This window comes from Pseudochrobactrum sp. B5 (genome assembly GCF_001939785.1).
Taxonomy (GTDB): domain Bacteria; phylum Pseudomonadota; class Alphaproteobacteria; order Rhizobiales; family Rhizobiaceae; genus Pseudochrobactrum; species Pseudochrobactrum saccharolyticum.
Genome location: NZ_MOYL01000002.1, coordinates 96519 through 115465 on the forward strand (window position 1 = coordinate 96519; position 18947 = coordinate 115465).

At 51.3% G+C, this 18947-nt stretch carries 14 protein-coding genes and 1 pseudogene; 8 read left to right on the top strand and 7 right to left on the bottom strand.

Annotated elements, in window-relative coordinates; all coding sequences use genetic code 11:
* The first annotated feature begins 268 nt into the window (after positions 1–268).
* From BKD14_RS07005 to BKD14_RS07035, 7 genes and pseudogenes are all read left to right on the top strand, one after another.
* A complete protein-coding gene (locus BKD14_RS07005) occupies positions 269–1735 on the top strand; it encodes an amidohydrolase family protein (protein ID WP_083646922.1) in 1467 nt (488 codons plus the stop codon).
* 412 nt (positions 1736–2147) lie between these two features.
* The gene (tig, locus tag BKD14_RS07010; protein ID WP_075654880.1) at positions 2148–3566 is read left to right on the top strand and encodes a trigger factor; all 1419 of its coding nucleotides are present in this window, start codon (positions 2148–2150) and stop codon (positions 3564–3566) included.
* Positions 3567–3669: 103 nt separating this feature from the next.
* Complete coding sequence (locus BKD14_RS07015; protein WP_139316350.1) at positions 3670–4137, top strand: GNAT family N-acetyltransferase; 468 nt, start codon at positions 3670–3672, stop codon at positions 4135–4137.
* 247 nt (positions 4138–4384) lie between these two features.
* A complete protein-coding gene (gene gatB, locus BKD14_RS07020) occupies positions 4385–5884 on the top strand; it encodes an Asp-tRNA(Asn)/Glu-tRNA(Gln) amidotransferase subunit GatB (protein ID WP_022711466.1) in 1500 nt (499 codons plus the stop codon).
* Positions 5884–6387, top strand: coding sequence for a GNAT family N-acetyltransferase (locus tag BKD14_RS07025; RefSeq protein WP_022711465.1), 504 nt, complete (start codon positions 5884–5886; stop codon positions 6385–6387). The genes gatB and BKD14_RS07025 overlap by 1 nt, the downstream gene beginning before the upstream one ends.
* A 216-nt stretch (positions 6388–6603) precedes the next feature.
* Positions 6604–6999: an NADH:ubiquinone oxidoreductase subunit NDUFA12 gene (locus BKD14_RS07030; protein ID WP_022711464.1), complete on the top strand. Its 396-nt coding sequence runs from the start codon at positions 6604–6606 to the stop codon at positions 6997–6999.
* A 309-nt stretch (positions 7000–7308) separates the two neighbouring features.
* A pseudogene (locus BKD14_RS07035) lies at positions 7309–7647 on the top strand (DUF2155 domain-containing protein); the annotation flags it as partial.
* A gap of 12 nt (positions 7648–7659) precedes the next feature.
* Here BKD14_RS07035 and aat read toward each other — a convergent pair.
* The 6 genes from aat to BKD14_RS07065 all read right to left on the bottom strand — a co-directional run bounded on the left by aat (position 7660) and on the right by BKD14_RS07065 (position 13279).
* On the bottom strand, positions 7660–8274 hold the full coding sequence (gene aat, locus BKD14_RS07040) for a leucyl/phenylalanyl-tRNA--protein transferase (protein ID WP_022711462.1): 615 nt from the start codon (positions 8272–8274) through the stop codon (positions 7660–7662).
* Positions 8275–8279: 5 nt separating this feature from the next.
* Positions 8280–9635 (bottom strand): acetyl-CoA carboxylase biotin carboxylase subunit, encoded by a 1356-nt coding sequence (gene accC / locus BKD14_RS07045; RefSeq protein WP_075654881.1) that lies wholly within the window; start codon positions 9633–9635, stop codon positions 8280–8282.
* Positions 9636–9739: 104 nt separating this feature from the next.
* Positions 9740–10213 carry an acetyl-CoA carboxylase biotin carboxyl carrier protein gene (accB, locus tag BKD14_RS07050; protein WP_022711460.1) on the bottom strand — a complete coding sequence of 158 codons (474 nt, stop codon included), beginning with the start codon at positions 10211–10213 and terminating at the stop codon, positions 9740–9742.
* Between the two features lie 218 nt (positions 10214–10431).
* Positions 10432–10881, bottom strand: a complete 450-nt coding sequence (aroQ, locus tag BKD14_RS07055) for a type II 3-dehydroquinate dehydratase (protein ID WP_022711459.1) — start codon at positions 10879–10881, stop codon at positions 10432–10434.
* A 178-nt stretch (positions 10882–11059) separates the two neighbouring features.
* Positions 11060–11833: a DsbA family protein gene (locus BKD14_RS07060; RefSeq protein WP_022711458.1), complete on the bottom strand. Its 774-nt coding sequence runs from the start codon at positions 11831–11833 to the stop codon at positions 11060–11062.
* 108 nt (positions 11834–11941) lie between these two features.
* Positions 11942–13279: a M48 family metalloprotease gene (locus tag BKD14_RS07065; RefSeq protein ID WP_116087922.1), complete on the bottom strand. Its 1338-nt coding sequence runs from the start codon at positions 13277–13279 to the stop codon at positions 11942–11944.
* Between the two features lie 549 nt (positions 13280–13828).
* Here BKD14_RS07065 and BKD14_RS07070 point away from each other — a divergent pair.
* Complete coding sequence (locus tag BKD14_RS07070; RefSeq protein ID WP_139316351.1) at positions 13829–14977, top strand: aminotransferase class I/II-fold pyridoxal phosphate-dependent enzyme; 1149 nt, start codon at positions 13829–13831, stop codon at positions 14975–14977.
* Positions 14978–15184: 207 nt separating this feature from the next.
* Here the strand turns inward: BKD14_RS07070 and BKD14_RS07075 are convergent, their stop codons facing one another.
* A complete protein-coding gene (locus tag BKD14_RS07075; protein ID WP_075654884.1) occupies positions 15185–18160 on the bottom strand; it encodes a ribonuclease E/G in 2976 nt (991 codons plus the stop codon).
* Between the last annotated feature and the right edge of the window lie 787 nt (positions 18161–18947).

Here is an 18947-nt window from a genome sequence, read left to right on the forward strand (position 1 = left end):
CTTTGTAATTGCTGCATGTTTGATGCTGCAATTTTGGCGAAGGTGCGTTTTGGGCCGGTTTTGTGATACAAATTGTGTTACAAATTGGGTTACAATGCAGTTTGAGATGGCATTTTTTCTCATTGCCTGCTGTTTATAGTCTCCGCAGCAAATATATCCTGACGGGTCGTGCTGAATTTCATCAATTCTAAAACTTTATGGCCGAAGTTTCCGCATAATATATTTATGCTGATGCAGTCTTATCAAAGCTTTAGAAAGGTTTGAGACTATGGGAAACTATGGTGCGCGTTACGGGCAATATGCTCATGGATTTGGATGCTTGTGCCATAGTCCGGCAATCACACAGCTGAATGAACGCATTGGCCGCGGGCTGAGCCGCCGTTCTGTCCTGAGCGGCCTTGCGGCTGTGATGGCAGGTGCCGTGGTGGCTGATCCGGTTTCGGCGCTGGCTCAGACGCCGGTTTCTGTTGCAGGCCAGCCTGTTTTGCTGAAAAATCTGCGCATTTTCGACGGAAAATCGTCAAAGCTGCTTGAAGGACATAATGTTCTGGTAAGCGGCGGAAAAATTGCGGATATTCTCAAAGCTTCAGAAAATGTTGCTGATGCGCAGGTGATTGATTGCGGCAATCGCGTGCTAATCCCGGGTCTGATTGATGCCCATTGGCACAGTATTCTGGCGGCTATTCCGCAAATGGTGGCGATGACATCCGATATTGCCTATGTGCATCTTGTTGCGGCACAGGAAGCACAGCGTACTTTGATGCGTGGCTTTACGACCGTGCGCGATATGGGCGGGCCTTCCTTTGCGCTGAAGCGTGCGATTGATGAAAAGCGTATTCCGGGACCTCGTATTTATCCGTCCGGCGCGATGGTGTCACAAACCTCCGGTCATGGCGATTTCCGCCAGCGCAGTGATATTCCGCGCCATAGTGCGAATGATCTGAGCCTTGCGGAATCTGCCGGTATTGCTGCGATTGCGGATGGTGAGGCCGAAGTGCTGCGTCGCGTACGGGAGCAGCTGATGCTGGGTGCCAGCCAGATCAAGATCATGGTCGGTGGCGGTGTGGCATCGGTCTATGATCCGCTGGATTCCCTGCAATTTACCGAGGCTGAAATCCGTGCTGCGGTCATGGCTGCCAAGGATTGGGGTACTTATGTCAGTGCGCATGTTTATACCTCAGCCGGTATTCAGCGGGCGCTGGCTTGCGGTGTGCAGTCAATTGAACATGGCCAGCTGGCCGATGAGAAAACCGTCAAGCAAATGGCTGATGCCGGTGCATGGTGGAGCATTCAGCCGTTTCTGGCGGATGAGGATGCCAATGTTTATGCCTCGCAGATACAGCGCGACCAGCAGAAAATGATTGCCGAAGGCACGATCCGTGCATTTGAACTGGGGCCTAAATATAATGTCAAAATGGCATGGGGGACGGATATTCTGTTCAACCCGAAAGGCACAGCCTCGCAGGGACGTCAGCTGGCGAAACTGGCGCGCTGGTTTGATAATGGTGACGTGCTGAAAATGGCGACCGGCACCAATGCCGAATTGCTGACGCTATCAGGAAACCGTAATCCTTATGGTGCAGCTGTCGGCGTTATCGAAAAAGGTGCAATGGCGGATATGCTGCTGATCGACGGTAATCCGCTGGAGGATGTGTCTCTGATTGCTGATCCGGACAAGAATATGAAGCTGATTATGAAAGACGGTGCTGTTTATAAAAATATACTGACTGCATAATCCGCATCGGTAAAAGGCCGATAAAATCCGATGGATTGCAGGGTGAACATTCAATCGCATCTTGTATTTTGCGGGCGCTGATTGTAATGGGTTTGCGATAAATGGGATTCTGGCGCAATGCTGTCGCACGGGCTCTGTTACGAAATGTGACTTTATGCCGGTGAATGAGCAGATATTGTGCAGGAAATTCAATAGCAGAAATCAGGTATGGCTGCTTAAAATCCGTACCATTTATATATAGAGTCACTGTCATAATCCGGCAGGCTTTATATCCGTTCCGGGATGTCCCATAGCCTTTGCGCATATTTGTGCGCGGTATGTGACAAACAGAAAAACAAGAAATTTCGCTAGCCACGGCGGCTACGGTCATGTGGCCGGTCATGCGAAACGAAGACAAAGTGAAGGTTTTGACATGCAGGTTACCGAAACGCTCAATGAAGGGCTGAAGCGCGAGATCAAAGTCGTGGTTCCGGCACAGGATCTTGAAGCAAAGCTTGCTGAGCGCCTCGAAACCGCTCGCGGTCGCGCTAAGATCGATGGTTTCCGTCCTGGTAAAGTTCCTGCAGCACATCTGCGTAAGATGTACGGCAAGTCTTTCATGGCTGAGATCGTTAACGAAATTCTGAACGATTCAACCCGTTCGATCCTTGCTGACCGCAACGAAAAAGCTGCAACCCAGCCAGAAGTTGCAATGAGCGAAGACGATGCAGAAGCCGAAAAGGTTCTGGCCGGTAAAGCTGATTTCGAATTCACCATGAATTACGAAGTTCTGCCGGCAATCGAAATCAAAGACGTTTCCGGTCTTAAAGTGACCCGTGAAGTTGTTGATATTTCGGACGAAGAAGTTGAAGAGCAGGTTAAGAAGATTGCTTCTTCCGCTCGTACTTTCGAAGCGAAAAAAGGCAAAGCTGAAGACGGCGACCGCGTTACCATGGATTACCTCGGTAAGCTGGAAGACGTTCCTTTCGAAGGCGGCGCAGATCAGGATGCACAGCTGGTACTCGGTTCCGGCCAGTTCATTCCGGGCTTTGAAGATCAGCTGGTCGGCGTAAAAGCCGGTGACGAAAAGCAGATTAAAGTAACTTTCCCTGAAAATTACGGCGCTGCCCATCTGGCGGGTAAAGAAGCAACCTTCGACATCACTGTGAAGGAAGTTGCTAAAGCTGCTGAGCTGGAACTGAATGACGAAGTTGCGAAGAAGCTCGGCATCGAAAGCCTTGACCGTCTGCGCACTGTTGTTCGTGAACAGATCGAAGGTCAGTACGGCCAGATCACCCGTCAGAAAGTTAAGCGTCAGATCCTCGACGGTCTGGATGCAGAATATCAGTTCGAAACACCAGAACGTCTGGTTAATGCTGAGTTCAACAACATCTGGCAGCAGATCAATTTCGACCTGCAGCAGGCTGGCAAGACTTTTGAAGACGAAGAAACCACTGAAGAAGCTGCTCGTGAAGAATATCGCAAGCTGGCTGAACGCCGTGTACGTCTTGGTCTGGTTCTTTCCGAAATCGGCGAAAAGGCCGGTGTAGAAGTAACCGAAGAAGAACTGCAGCGCGCTGTTTACGATCAGGTTCGTCGTTACCCAGGTCAGGAACAGCAGGTTTATGAATTCCTGCGTAAAACTCCTGATGCAGTTGCTAATCTGCGTGCACCAATCTTTGAAGAAAAGGTTGTTGATCACCTGCTCGGCACAATCTCCGTCACCGATAAGAAAGTGACCAAAGAAGAGCTGACAGCTGAAGAAGAAGGCGCAGCTGAAGAAGCAAAGCCTGCTAAAAAAGCTGCTCCAAAGAAAAAAGCAGCTAAAAAAGCTGATGATGCAGCTGAATAATCAGCCCGCATAAAGTTATGAGAAAGCCGCGTTGCAAAACGCGGCTTTTTTGTTTGCTGTCAGCGGTGCTTTACTGCCGGCCGTGTTGCGCTATTGTGGTGTAATGCAACCAAGACCGTATTATCATTTATGTAAATCGCTGAGTGACGAGCCGCCGCAGCCTGTCTGGTCAAAGAATGTGGTTTTATCCGCCTTCCGGCCGGATATGATTGCAGAACTCCATACTTTGCTGACGGCTTCCTATCAAGCTGTTGGCAATATAGTGCCGCCATTGCGTGACTGGTGGCAGGCCCTGTCTAATGATGAGGAATATGATGCCGGTCTGATTTTTCCGGTGACAGATATCCAAGGGCAACTCATTGCTTTTGCGCAATGCTGGAGCAGTGCTTTTATCAAGGATATTGTCGTGCATCCCGACTGGCGCAGACAGGGCATCGGCGAAGCCTTATTGCTGCATTGTTTTCAGGTTTTCCAATTACGCGGTGCGGAGAGTGTTTGTCTCAAAGTGGAGAGTAATAACCCCTTTGGAGCAGAGCGGCTCTATCGCCGGCTTGGTATGGTCGATATATGACCGTGCTGTGAGGTCATTTATCTTTACAAGCCCATGCTTTGTTACGGGAATTTGTACTTTTTCCGTCAATGCAGGGTGCACTGTTGCACCATAATGTTTATAGTCCGCGCCATGATCGTTTATTGATGCTGAAACAGTGCTGTTGTGATGCACAGAACACTTGCCAGTCAGGCCGGTTTGTTTTAGCCAGAAGCATGAGAAAACGGCGGAGTTTAACTCGCGCCGCAAAACAGAGATTTAAGAGCCCATGTCCCTTATCGATACACGCACGCCAGACCCGAAACGCCTGATCTCCGGTGCCACCGGTGACTGGGAAATCGTGATCGGGATGGAAGTTCATGCGCAGGTGACTTCCAATTCCAAATTGTTCTCCGGTGCTTCCACCGAATTCGGTGCCGAGCCAAATGCCAATGTTTCGCTGGTGGATGCCGCGATGCCGGGTATGCTGCCGGTTATCAATGCGGAATGTGTTGCGCAGGCCATTCGTACCGGTCTCGGGCTGAAAGCACAGATCAATCTGAAATCGGTTTTTGACCGCAAAAACTATTTCTATCCGGATCTGCCGCAGGGCTATCAGATTTCTCAGTTCAAGCAGCCGATCGTGGGTGAGGGCACTGTAACTGTGTCTGTTGGCCCTGATTCCAAAGGCCAGTTTGAAGATGTTGAAGTTGGTATCGAGCGTGTACATCTGGAACAGGATGCCGGTAAATCCCTGCACGATCAGCATCCGAGCATGTCCTATGTCGATCTGAACCGTTCCGGTGTGGCGCTGATGGAAATCGTTTCCAAGCCGGATATCCGCTCATCGGATGAAGCACGCGCTTATATGACCAAGTTGCGCAGCATTCTTCGTTATCTTGGCACCTGTGACGGTAATATGGATCAGGGCTCGATGCGCGCAGACGTGAACGTGTCTGTTCGTCGTCCGGGCGGTGAATTCGGCACCCGTTGCGAAATCAAGAACATGAACTCGATCCGCTTCATCGGTCAGGCGATTGAATATGAAGCACGTCGTCAGATCGGTATTCTTGAAGATGGCGGGAAGATTGATCAGGAAACCCGTCTTTATGATCCGGTAAAGGGTGAAACCCGCTCGATGCGCTCGAAAGAAGAAGCGCATGATTACCGCTATTTCCCTGATCCTGATTTGCTGCCGCTGGAATTCACACAGGCTTATGTGGATGAACTGGCATCAGCTCTGCCGGAACTGCCGGATGACAAGAAAACCCGTCTGGTTGAAACCATGGGTCTGTCTGTCTATGACGCATCCATCCTGATCACTGAGAAAGCCATTGCTGACTATTTCGAATCGGTTGCAGAAGGCCGTGATGGTAAAGTTGCTGCAAACTGGGTCATCAATGATCTGCTCGGCGCTTTGAACAAGGCGGGTAAGGATATTGAAGATGCTCCGGTTTCTCCGGAACAGCTGGGTGCTATTCTTGATCTGATCAAGGAAGGCACAATCTCCGGTAAAATCGCTAAAGACCTGTTTGAAATCGTCTGGAACGAGGGCGGTGATCCGAAAGAGATCGTCGAAGCCCGCGGCATGAAGCAGGTGACTGATACCGGCGCGATTGAAAAAGCCGTTGATGAAATCATCGCTGCCAACCCTGAAAAAGTGGCTCAGGCAAAAGAAAAGCCGACACTGGCGGGCTGGTTTGTTGGTCAGGTGATGAAGTCAACCGGCGGTAAAGCTAATCCGCAGGCTGTGAATGATCTGGTTAAAGCGAAACTGGGCATCGAATAATGTGGCTGCGCTCTGCAAATAAGGATGATCTGAAGGCCGTGCACCAGTTGCTGGTCAAAACCTGGCATGCCACATTTGATGATGTGCTGGGCGTTGAGACCGTCAATAAGGTGACAGGTGAATATCATTCTGTTGCTGCGCTGACGCGTAATCTGGCCAAGCCTTATTCGGAATTTGTGGTGGCGGATGACGGCGAGGGCAACCTCGTCGGCATGGCTTATGCCAGCCAGAGCAAAGACGGTATTGCGGAGCTGCACCAGCTTTATGTCGATCCTGAGCAGCAGGTTCAGGGTATCGGCACCATGTTGCTGGCGGAGATTGAAATGGCTTTTCCTGATGTGGAGAAGCTTGCTCTCGAGGTGATTGCCAAGAATCAGAAAGCTCTGGACTTCTACACCCGCAAAGGTTTTGAAAAGACCGGCGAGACGAATGACTGGGGTACACTGAAACTGGATATTCCGGTTATTAAAATGGAAAAGTCTCTGACAGGCTGGTCTATGTAACCGGAGCATCCCGCATTTAATTGTGCCTGTTGCGCCCGTACAAAAAGTTTTTTGCGTTAAGTGTTCTCTGGTGTTAATGGCATCACTTAACTGAGAAATGCTGAAAACAGCGGCAACTTGACCCTTGCGATGCGCCTCAGATAAGGGCATAAGCAGGGAATAATCTGCATGATCCTGTGCCTTTATGGTCAGGATAGTTCAGGATCCGGAAGTGCTATGAAAAAATTTATTATTCAGGTCTTTACCTGGTGGAACAGCCAGACTATCGGCACCCGTCTTCATACATGGCGCAAAGGTAAGCGCGTCGGTGAAGATGAGTTCGGTAATGTTTATTATACCGGTGGTAAGGATTCTGAAGGCCGCACCCGTCGTTGGGTTATCTTCAACGGCTATAGCGAAGCCAGTGCAATTCCTGCCGGCTGGCATGGCTGGATGCATCACCGCACCGATACGCCGCCGACTGAAGAAAACTATCAGCCGCGCGAATGGCAGAAGCCGCACCAGCAGAACCTGACCGGTACGCCTTATGCTTATCGCCCGCAGGGTGCGATCTCCGCATCCGGTCAGCGCCCTAAAGTGGGCGGCGACTATGATGCATGGACACCGAATTAAGTTTCAGTCCTGATAGATTTGACAGGCGGCATGGTTTTTCAGCTGTGCCGCCTTTATCTTTCCCCTAAATTGACGTCCGGTGCAGCTGTCTGCCGCTCTGGATTGGGGAAAACCCTGTCCGGCGAGTCTTTTTCTCACAAATGCCGTAAAGAACAGGCTAATTTTCCGGCGGATGTTTTCTCCGCATCCGTTTATGCAACCAGTACCAAAGGCAGAATGTGTATGAATGTTTCTTCCGGACGATCTTTTGGAACAACATTTCTGCTGGTTGCAGGGCTGGCACTTGCCGGTCTGGGCGTAGCATCTGAGGCACGTGCCGAGCGTATTTCCAATAAAGTTGCTGAATTTTCCGGTCTGGACAAGATCACCGGCCGGATCACAACTTTTGACGTTTATATTAATGAGACAGTGCAATTCGGTGCGTTACAGGTAACGCCGAAGGTTTGCTACAGCCGCTCGGATAATGAAGCACCGCGCACTGACAGCTTTGTGCAGGTGGATGAAATCACACTGGATCGTAAAATCCGCCGCATCTTCTCCGGCTGGATGTTTGCCGATAGTCCGGGTCTGAATGCTGTGGATCATCCGGTGTATGATATCTGGCTGAAAGACTGCAAGCAGACGTCAGACATTCCTGCGCCGCAATAAGGTTTGGCAGCTTCAGAATTGCGCAGGCGTTAAAATCGCTGGCAGCAACATATCTTCATAATCCTTTGCAGGAATTTCAACAGCGCCGAAACGCTGTAAATGCCCTGTAGTAAACTGCGTGTCCAGCAGTTTGAAACCATGTGCACGCAACCGCTCCACCAGATGCACGAGGCAGACCTTGGAAGCATCGGTGACATGGCTGAACATGCTTTCACCAAAGAATGCGCCACCCAGCGACACACCATAAAGACCACCGACAAGTTGCCCGTCCTGCCATGCTTCAACAGAATGGCAGTGTCCGGCTTTGTGCAGGGCAATATAGCCGTCACGGATCGTCTGATTGATCCATGTACCGGCATTGGGATCCCGCCTGATCGCACAGCCTTCCAGCACCTGTTCAAAGGCGGTGTCATAGCTGATCTCGAACGGGGAGCGCTTCAGTGTTTTTTGCAGGCTGCGGGAAATGTGGAACTTATCGAGCGGAATAATGCCGCGTTGTTCCGGTCGTACCCAGAATATTTCCGGATCATCAGCACTTTCTGACATAGGGAAAATGCCGGAGGCGTAAGCCCGGAGCAAAAGCTCCGGACTTAAATTTTGAGGCGGAGGGGATTTGCGTCCCGCCACCGGAGTTACTGATCCGATGCGTTTTTCTTTTCCAGATATTTTTCAAGCCAATGGATATCATAATCGCCATTGGCGATATCCGGATTGGCAATCAAATCCTGGAAAAGCGGCAGGGTTGTATCAACGCCGTCAACGACGAATTCATCCAGCGCACGACGCAGACGCATCAGGCATTCCACGCGGTTACGGCCATGCACAATCAGTTTGCCGATCATGCTGTCGTAATATGGCGGGATTTTATAGCCGCTATAGACGCCGGAATCGACACGAATGCCCAGACCACCCGGTGTGTGATAATGCTTAATCGTGCCCGGTGACGGTGTGAATGTGCGTGCGTTTTCCGCATTGATACGACATTCAATCGCATGACCGGAGAAACGTACATCGTCCTGCTTGACCGACAGGCCAAGACCGGCGGCAATACGGATCTGTTCATGAACCAGATCAATACCTGTGATCGCTTCGGTAATCGTATGTTCAACCTGAAGACGGGTGTTCATTTCGATGAAATAGAACTCACCGTTTTCATAGAGAAATTCGATTGTACCGGCACCGCGATAGCCCAGTTCTGCAACCGCATTGGCGCAGATCATACCGATCTTGTCACGGGCTTCGGAATTCAGGGCAGGGGAATTGGCTTCTTCCCAGACCTTCTGGTGACGGCGCTGCAGCGAGCAGTCACGTTCGCCCAGATGCACAGCCTTGCCTGCACCATCACCAACGATCTGAACTTCAATGTGACGCGGCTTTTCGAGATATTTCTCGATGTAAACAGCATCATCACCGAATGCAGCTGCAGCTTCCGAGCGTGCAGTATTATAGGCAACCGAGATATCTTCTGCCGATTTGGCAACCTTCATCCCGCGACCACCGCCACCGGAGGAAGCCTTGATGATGACCGGATAGCCGATTTCGGAAGCAATACGAATTGCATCCTGTTCACTGGCAACCCCGCCGTCAGACCCCGGAACAACCGGAATGCCGAGGCGTTTTGCAGTTTTCTTGGCTTCGATCTTATCGCCCATGATGCGGATATGCGCAGCGGTCGGGCCGATGAAGGTAATATCGTGAGCTTCAAGAATTTCAGCGAATTTGGCATTCTCGGAGAGGAAGCCGTAACCCGGATGGATTGCATCAGCACCTGTGATTTCGCAGGCGGCAACGATCTGGTGAATATTCAGATAGCTGTCGCGCGATGATGGTGGTCCGATACATACGCTTTCATCTGCGAGACGCACATGCATGGCATCGGCATCGGCAGTGGAGTGAACGGCAACAGTCTTGATGCCAAGCTCCTTACAGGCGCGCAGCACCCGCAGGGCAATTTCGCCGCGATTGGCTATGAGGATTTTTTGAAACATCGGAGCTCCTGCCTCAGGCATAGTCTGAGGTAGACTATGCATTAATTCAAATTGGTCAGCGATGGTTGTATGTTTGAAAATACAGCCGTGATCTGTGAAAGATCTTATTCGATGACGATAAGAGGTTCGCCGAATTCAACTGGCTGGCTGTCGCTGACCAGAATAGCAGTCACTGTACCTGCACGCGGAGCAGCAATCTGGTTCATGGTTTTCATCGCTTCGATGATGAGAACGGTCTGGCCTTCTTTAACGCTCTGGCCGACTTCTACGAACTGCTTGGCACCTGGTGCCGGTGCGAGATAGGCGGTACCAACCATTGGCGAAGGCACGGCATTTTTGGATTTGTCAGCAGCTTTCGGTGCTTCTGCAGCCGGAGCAGGCGCAGCGGCGGCAACCGGTGCTGCGGCAGCAGGGGCAAAATATTGCTGAGGTGCTGCAGCCTGAACAGTGATATTGCGCGAAACGCGAATGCGCAGATCATCCTGTTCAACTTCAATTTCTGTCAGATCGGTATCTTTGAGGATGTTCGCGAGATCGCGAATGATCGCCTGATCGATACCGGAGCTTTTGTTCGTCATGGGTCTGGCCCCTTTACCGCTGATATATATTGTTGTTTCTTCAGAGCCTATTCCGATCCGGTTAAGGCAGATCGGAATAGGCTCCCATTTTTATTTTCGCAGTTTTGAACGGAAAACCGGTTCCCGTTTTTGCCTTAACTGCTTTTAGCATATGCCTGACGGTCAGGGTACATTATGCTGGTTAGGTATGCGTGGCATAATCCACTCTGAAAATCCGGTCAACTTTCGCGATTATGCTGATAACCGGCGAGAGCCCGCAGACCCATCAAATAACCTTCCGCACCGAAGCCGCACAATACAGCTTTGGCAACCGGAGAAACGAAGGATTTGTGGCGGAACTCTTCACGGGCGTGAATATTTGAGAGGTGAACCTCAACCACTGTCACCTGAGCTGCACGGATGGCATCAAGCAGCGCAATAGATGTGTGTGTATAGGCTGCAGGGTTAATCAGAACCTGCGCGCCTTTCTCACCGGCTTCCTGAATCCATGTGACCAGATCGCCTTCGTGATTAGACTGACGGAAGTCAATTTCCACACCCAGCTTTTCAGCTTCTTTGCGGCAGTTTACGTGAATATCATCAAGGGTCGTTGAGCCGTAAATTGCCGGTTCTCTTTTACCCAGCATATTCAGGTTCGGGCCGTTCAGAATGAAAATCACTTGTGCCATCGGGTGTGGTGTCGCTTTACGATTCCGTTATTCGTATGAATTCAGCTTGTCTGAAGTCTTTAACTCTTCCCATATAATGGGGAATGCTTTGCGGTTAAAGCCTGTAAATTGTATCCGTACAGGCTTTAACTGCATTTTCCGGCACTAAATTCAAATTTTATAGATAAAATTATGAATTTTATTTGTTGCCGGTGTTTGATTGACGCTGTTCAGCGATTTTTTCAGACAATGTTTCCAGACCGACCGCACCCGGAACCAGCTCATTACCGATAATATAAGACGGTGTGCCGGAAATATTCAGCGCCTGAGCAACATTATAAGCGCTCTGGAAGGAGGTCACGACCTCTTTGCTTTTCATCAGTTCACGCAGCTTTGCTTCATCTGCGCCCAAAGAGGTAGCAATCTTCATTGCGCTCTCTTCGGTAGAGCTTTTCGGCTCTTTCATCAGCGCTTCGTGCAATTCCATGTATTTTTCAGGCATCAGACGCTTGAATGCCTGTGCAACCAGATGGGTGCGCATGGAATCCGGTCCGAGAATCGGGAACTCTTTCAGGACAAAGCGAACATTCGGGTCGGCTTTGAGCAGCGCCTGCATATCCGGCATTGCGCGTTTGCAATAGCCGCAATTGTAATCGTAGAATTCAACGATGGTCACGTCGCCTTTCGGATTGCCGTAAACGGCATCATTGGCATCGTTGAAAATCGAATCATGATTTTCTGCAATAATCTTGGACTGGCTGTCACGGGCTGATGCAGCCTGTTTTTCTTCCAGAGCGTCCTGCACTTCAAGCATCACTTCCGGATTGGCGATCAGATATTCGCGGACGATTTTCTCAACGGCAGCTTTATCGAGCGGCTTTGCTTCTTGTGCATGGGAAGCTGCAACGGCAGAAACCAGAGCAGCTGCGCCGAAAACAGTGGTAGCTAAACGGCGCTTGAAATGAATGGTCATAGGATCACTCCGGATAAACCGGCCTTGTCGTTCGGGTTAATGGTGGTAGTTCGCCATACTGGCGAAATGTGAAGTTCTGTTACGGAAAATCGGTATTGGTGCCGTGTTTTATTTCTTTTTGGTCTTGGTATTGATGATGTCCTGCGCGCGCAGCCAGTCCGGCGAACCGGATTTCAGACGTGTCTGCGCACGGGTTGCAAAAATTTTGGCCTCATTGATGCGGCCTGCATAATAATGCTGATCCGCAGTTGCGAGGTCCGAAAGCCCCATCTGTCCGGACTGGCCATAGGCCTGTGCCAGATAGCCGTAACCTTCCGAAAATTCCGGATCACGTACCATACCCGCTTTCAACTCGCGGATAGCTGCTTCCATGTTGGCTTTATTGCCGGTCAGCATCAAAGCGCGGCCATAGCTCATACGGATCAGGCTGGATTTGCGCGGATCAAGCGCGGCAGCCTGTTTGAACTCGGCAGCAGCACCGGCCGGATTATTGGCTTTCAGCAGCATTTCGCCCTTTATTTCGCGGAAATAAGGGTTTTTTGGCTGTTCTTTGATTAATGCATCAATTTTCGGAATGGCATTACGGGGATTGCCATTGAGGAATGTGTAAATCGCATCGCCGTAACGGGCGCCAACGCCGCGCGGATTGTTACGGAACATGCGTTGCAGAGAGCCGAGGCCGCCGGAATAGGCCGCGATTTTTGCCCGTGCCATATCATGACGAAGCTGCAGGGCTTCCGGGTCTTTTTTCTCAAAATACGGGCTTTGATGAGCCAGAGTTGTCAGATTGGCAATACGATCACGTGGCAACGGGTGGCTGATACGATAGGCATCAACCTGCGTGCCGCTGATCGACAGGGCACTGGCAAAGCGCTCGAATGTTGTCAGCATGCCTTTGGCGGACTGGCCGGTTTTATTCAGATAATTGATTGCCGAGCGGTCAGCTGCTGCTTCTTCCGTTCTCTGATAGGACAGCAGGCTGCGCATGGCGATTTCACCGCCGCCCGCAGCAATACCGCCACCGGCACCGGCAATGGCGCTGTTACGGGTGGCTGCACCGGCAATCCCCGCACCAAGGCCGAGCAATGTGCCGATAACAGCCATGGTTTTGGCCTGTTTGAGCTGTTCACGCAGACGATCCTGATGGCCGCCGGCAAGATGGCCGGTTTCGTGAGCGATAACACCGATAATCTCATTCGGGGTTTCAGACTGGAGCAGGGCACCGGTATTGATAAAGATGCGCCGTCCGTCGACAAAAGCGTTGAAGCTCGGGCTGTTGACCAGAATTGTACCGATACGCTTTTTGCCAAGGCCTGCGGCATTGAGAATTGGGGTCGTGTAATCGGTAACGAGGGCTTCAATTTCTGCATCACGCACGACCGGTACTGAGCGCGATTGCGCTGAGGCAGTGACTGCGGAACTGGCCAGAATAGCGGCGGAAATCATCAGAGAAAGCGGGCGGTACAACCTGTTGCGGACGGGAACCGGTGCCGGTGCTGCCGGTTGCGGCGCAGGGGCTGTATAAAGAAGAGCGGTTTCGGCCATCAATAAAATCCTGTTTTAAAAACGATCAAGAGCGGTAATACGGTATCGCATTCGCTCCGGACACTTTCATTTACCGCATGATGTATCCAAACAGGTCAGTTTGGACAGGGACATGCATCAGGTGTGAATCAGCTGCACTATTTATAATGCTGTTCTAGCTTACAGGATGCGAAAAACAGAATGATATATTCCGTCAGGAATCCGCAGTTGTGAACCACAGTTTATTTCATGATATTTCAGGCCTTTTTTATGACCTGAACTGAAGTCAGGCTTAAGAAGTTTAAAGTTTCGGCTCGTTTTGCTGTTTTATAGCTAATATTTTGTGATTGTTATGCTGTTGTTGCACTGTGCAGTTCGGGCTATGGAACATCCGGTGTTTAAAGCTTAACCGGTTCTGCAGGCTGTTGTTTCATACAGGTGGCAGGGCAGGTGTTTTTTGAGGGCAGAGAAGTGAGAGTTTTTTCCTACCGGAGTGAAGTTGATCCGTTTCATGCCATGGATGTGCTCGCTGAAGCGAACCGGCGCCGTGCAGAAGGCGCGCCGATGATCTCCATGGCGGTTGGTCAGCCTGCTGATCCGGCACCGCTCCGCGTGCGTGAAGCTGCGCAAAAAGCTCTGATTGATGGTAAAATCGGTTATACGGATGCGCTGGGCCTGATTGGTCTGCGTGAAGCGATTGCGGCCCATTATGCCGAGCAATATGGCGTTGAAGTCAGCCCGCAGCGCATTGCCGTGACGACCGGCTCATCGGCCGCGTTCAATCTGGCCTTCCTGACCTATTTTGATGCCGGTGACCGTGTGGCGATTACCCGTCCGGGTTATCCGGCCTATCGCAATATTCTGAAAGCGCTTGGCGTTGAAGTTGTTGAAATCGGCACCGGTGACGGTAAAAGTGCCAATCTGACCGCTGAAAGCCTGATTGCTGCCCATGCGGAAAAGCCGCTCAAAGGTGTGCTTTTCGCCAGTCCTGCCAATCCGACCGGCGCAATCATTGAAGATGATGAGTTGAAAGCCATTTTGGAGGCAGCTCGCGAACGCAATATTCGTGTGATCTCCGATGAGATTTATCATCGCCTGACCTATGACCGTCCTGACCAGACTGCACTGGCCATTGATGATAGTGTGACGGTGATTAATTCCTTCTCCAAATATTATTGCATGACCGGCTGGCGTATCGGCTGGATGGTGCTGCCGGAAGAGGCGGTGCGCCCGAATGAACGTATTGCGCAAAGCCTGTATATTTCTGCACCGGAACTGTCACAGATTGCGGCGATTGAGGCCTTTAAGGCAACGGATGAGCTGGATATTATCAAGCAGCGTTATGCGCTGAACCGCTCTATCCTTGGCGAGCATCTGCCGAAAATGGGGCTGACACTGGCTGCGCCTATGGATGGTGCTTTTTACGCCTATTGCGATGTGTCACGCTTTACCAATGACAGCATGGCCTTTGCCCGCAAAATGATTGCCGAGATTAATGTGGCGGCTACACCGGGGCTGGATTTTGATCCGCTGGAAGGTCACCGCACAATGCGCTTCTCCTATGCGGGCACAGCTGATGAAATGCGTGAAGCAATGCGCCGGTTGGAAGGCTGGCTCTGAAGCTATCCATTTGATGGATAGAGCATTTCACAGTCAAGTTGGATCAACTTGACGCCCGTGATAATGCGACCAAATAAAGAATCTAAAGCGAGCACTATGATCCAATCTGGACGTCTCTAGTGTTTAAGTCGCAGGCATAACACAGTAACAAAAAAGCCGCCGGAAATTCCGGCGGCTTTTCTATTCTATGGGTTTTATCGGCAGGGCTTAAAAGAAGCCCTTTTTCTGCCACCAGCCGCCGCGTTTAGGCTGCTCTGCCGGTTCTTCCTGCTTTTCAGCCTGACTGATCTGCGAGGTCACAACCGGCTTGGATGCTTCCTGTGTGCTGCTGCGTTTACGGGCAGGCTTTTCTGCTTGCTGTTCCGCCGCAGGTTCTGCCACTTCAGTCACAATAACGGCTTCAGCAACTTCAGCCTGTGTTTCTGCAACCGGTTCCGCTGCTTTTTTAGCGCGCGGCTTGCGGGCAGGCTTGGCCGGTTTTTCTGCAGCTTTTTTGCGTGTGGTTTTGGCCGGAGCCTCATCACTCACAGTTTCAGCTTCCGCAACCACAGCCGCTGCAACAACCGGTTCACCGGCAGGTTCTGTCACTTCAGTCACAGTTTCCGCAACTGTTTCAGCCGTTACTTTTGCACCGCGTGGCTTCGCAGGGCGTTTACGGGCAGGTTTTGCAGTCTTCTTCTCGGATTTTACCTCAGTCTGCGGGGCTGCTTCAGTCTTGGCCGGAGCATCCTGTGTCAGGGCCGCAGCCGGAGCCGCTGATTTCACCTGCGGGTTAAAGCCCACGAATTCCGGTGAAGGCAGAGGAGCCGCAGCTTTTTTCACAGCCTGTTTATAGGCAGTCAGACGGGTGACAGCTTCATCGCGGCTGAAGCCGACAAATTCCACCGCAGGCATGCGGTTGTCATTGTCATATTCACCACGACGGTTTTTACGTCCGCCACGACGGCCGCGACGACGCTTCTTGCGACGGTCTTCTTCCGACTGGGAAGGTGCGTCATCTGCGTCTGCATCATCGCCTTCATCTTCATCCGAAGCGGCTTCGCCCTGTGTTTCCGAATTATCGCGTTCACGGGCACCGCGACGACGACGGCGGCGACGGCTGCGCTTGCGGTCGTCATTATTATCGTCGCGTGCGTTATCTTCATCGCCTGATGTTGCTTCGGTTTCCGCATCATCTTCCACATCGATGATTTCCGGATCATTTTCCTCGTCATAAGGCATGAACTGGATTGTCTGCGGAACCGGATTAACAGGACCGGCAGCCGGTGTGCCCTTATCAATCGCCAGATGCTGATGACCAACGGTTTCATCGATCTGCAGTTCAATTGTCAGGCCGAAACGGCTTTCCATTTCTGCAAGCAGGTGGCGCTTGTGGTTCAGCACATACAGCGCTGTGGCCTGCGGTGCGCGAACAGTAATATTGTTCTGCGAATTGCGCTGCAGGAATTCTTCAATCGAGCGGATGACATAAAGCGCCATCGAGGAATCCGAGCGGATCAGACCTGTGCCTGCGCAATGCGGGCAAGGCTGCATGGTGCTTTCAAGAACCGATGCACGGATACGCTGACGCGACATTTCGAGAAGACCGAAATGCGAAATACGGCCAACCTGAATACGGGCGCGATCATCTTTCAGGCAATCTTTCATGCGTTTTTCAACGGCACGATTGTTGCGCTTTTCTTCCATATCAATGAAGTCAACCACAACCAGACCGGCAAGGTCGCGCAGACGCAGCTGGCGCGCAACTTCTTCTGCGGCTTCCAGATTGGTCTGCAATGCAGTTTCTTCAATCGAATTTTCACGGGTTGAACGACCGGAGTTGACGTCAACCGCAACCAGAGCTTCAGTCTGGTTGATGATGATATAGCCGCCGGATTTCAGTGTAACCTGCGGATGCAGCATCCGGTCAAGCTGGGCTTCAATACCGTTGCGGGCAAAAATCGGCGTGGTTTCACGGTAAGGCTGGACGACGCGCGCATGGGTCGGCATCAGCATCCGCATGAAATCTTTGGCTTCGCGGTAACCGGCTTCACCGGCAACCAGAATATCTGTGATATCCTTGTTATAAAGGTCGCGGATCGAACGCTTGATGAGATTGCCTTCTTCATAGACGAGGGCAGGCGCCTGCGACTGCATGGTCAGCTGGCGGACATTATCCCACATACGCATCAGATATTCATAGTCACGACGCACTTCTGCCTTGGTGCGGTTGGCACCGGCTGTACGCAGGATCACGCCCATGCCCTGCGGCACTTCGAGTTCCTTGACGATATCTTTCAGGCGCTTGCGATCCTGAATATTGGTGATCTTGCGTGAAATACCGCCACCGCGTGCAGTATTCGGCATCAGTACGGAATAACGGCCTGCCAGCGACAGATAGGTTGTGAGAGCAGCGCCTTTATTGCCGCGCTCTTCTTTAACCACCTGCACCAGAATAATCTGGCGGCGCTTGATAACTTCCTGAATCTTGTAGTGCTTGCGATGCGCACGGTTGCTGCCCGGCAGTTCTTCCATAGCATCTTCAGCGCCGACCGATTCAACCTGATCGTCTTCATCATCGTGATCGTCATCGTCGTCACTGTCTGATGCGTGCTGTTTGCGCGGTGCTTTTTCGCGGATTACCGGCTGATCGGAAGAGGCGGCCATGACGGATGCATTATCATCCGCATCGTCATTTGTCTGTTCCTGAGCGGCATTGAGCAATGCCTGTGCATAGGCTTCCTGCGCTTCGGCAGCGAAGTCGCCGACAAATTCAGGTGCCGGTACAGCCGGTGCTGCAGCATGATCTCTGCTGTTGTTGTGATGACGGTGACGACCCGAGCCGCGACGGTCATTATGACCGCGGCGATTGCGGCGTGGTGTTTCTTCACGCTCTTCATCATCTTCATCACGTGCAGCGCGGGCTTCTGCTTCCAGCAGCGCTTTACGGTCAGCTTCCGGAATCTGGTAATAGTCCGGATGAATTTCGGAGAAGGCGAGGAAGCCATGGCGGTTGCCGCCATATTCCACAAAAGCAGCCTGCAATGACGGCTCAACGCGGGTTACGCGTGCCAGATATACATTGCCTTTTAACTGCTTCTTATGCTCAGATTCAAAATCGAATTCTTCGATTTTGTTACCGCGCACCACTACGACGCGCGTTTCCTCCGGGTGGGAGGCATCGATAAGCATTTTGTTCGACATAAGTGTTTTTCCTTCCGGCGGAAAAACGCAAATCAAGAGGAACCGGAGACGCTTCGGGAGCGCCGGTTCGTATATATTCGCGGTTGCCGGATAAATTAAGGTTCGCCGGAACGCAGAGTACAGTCTTCACGCGCTGATGCCTTGCGGCAATCGCGATTTTCAGGCTGGCAATGGTCAAGTCTGCGTGACCCATAGCGGTTCCGATCGAAACGACCTCGAAAGACCTGATAAACAGGCCGATTATAGTGCCGCATAAATCCCAAAGGATAAAATATGCAGCAATTCAAAAGTGTTACGGCATTGTAAACTGCGTTTCTTACAACGCGTGATGCCGCAGATAACAGATTGCCGATTATGATTTCTCACATAGTCAGCAGTCTTTATGAGCAGTGGCCGGGGGAACCGTGCCAGTGCTGAATCCTTGTTCAGTTACGCTGAGCCGCCGGATAATCTTTCAAATCAGAATTATCACAAACGGCCGTTCTGCAGTTTTCTGACGGTTGTAACGTCAGGTTCTGAGCTGATCTGCCACGATAAGAGCCTGTCCGCGGGTGCTAACCGGACGCTGGACAGAGAATGATTCCGATGGCGGATTTGTAACCTGATAATGCTTTTAGGACCTGATCGCCCCTCTGACAAGCAGAATATAATAATGCGTCACACTCCGTTCAAACAAATCAGGCAAGAATTTTATAATTTCGACATTTATCTCAATGTTTTAGAGTGATTTTCTGATGTCGCTGACACGGGATTTAAGTGAAGATACGGCGGGCGGAATCTAAGCCGG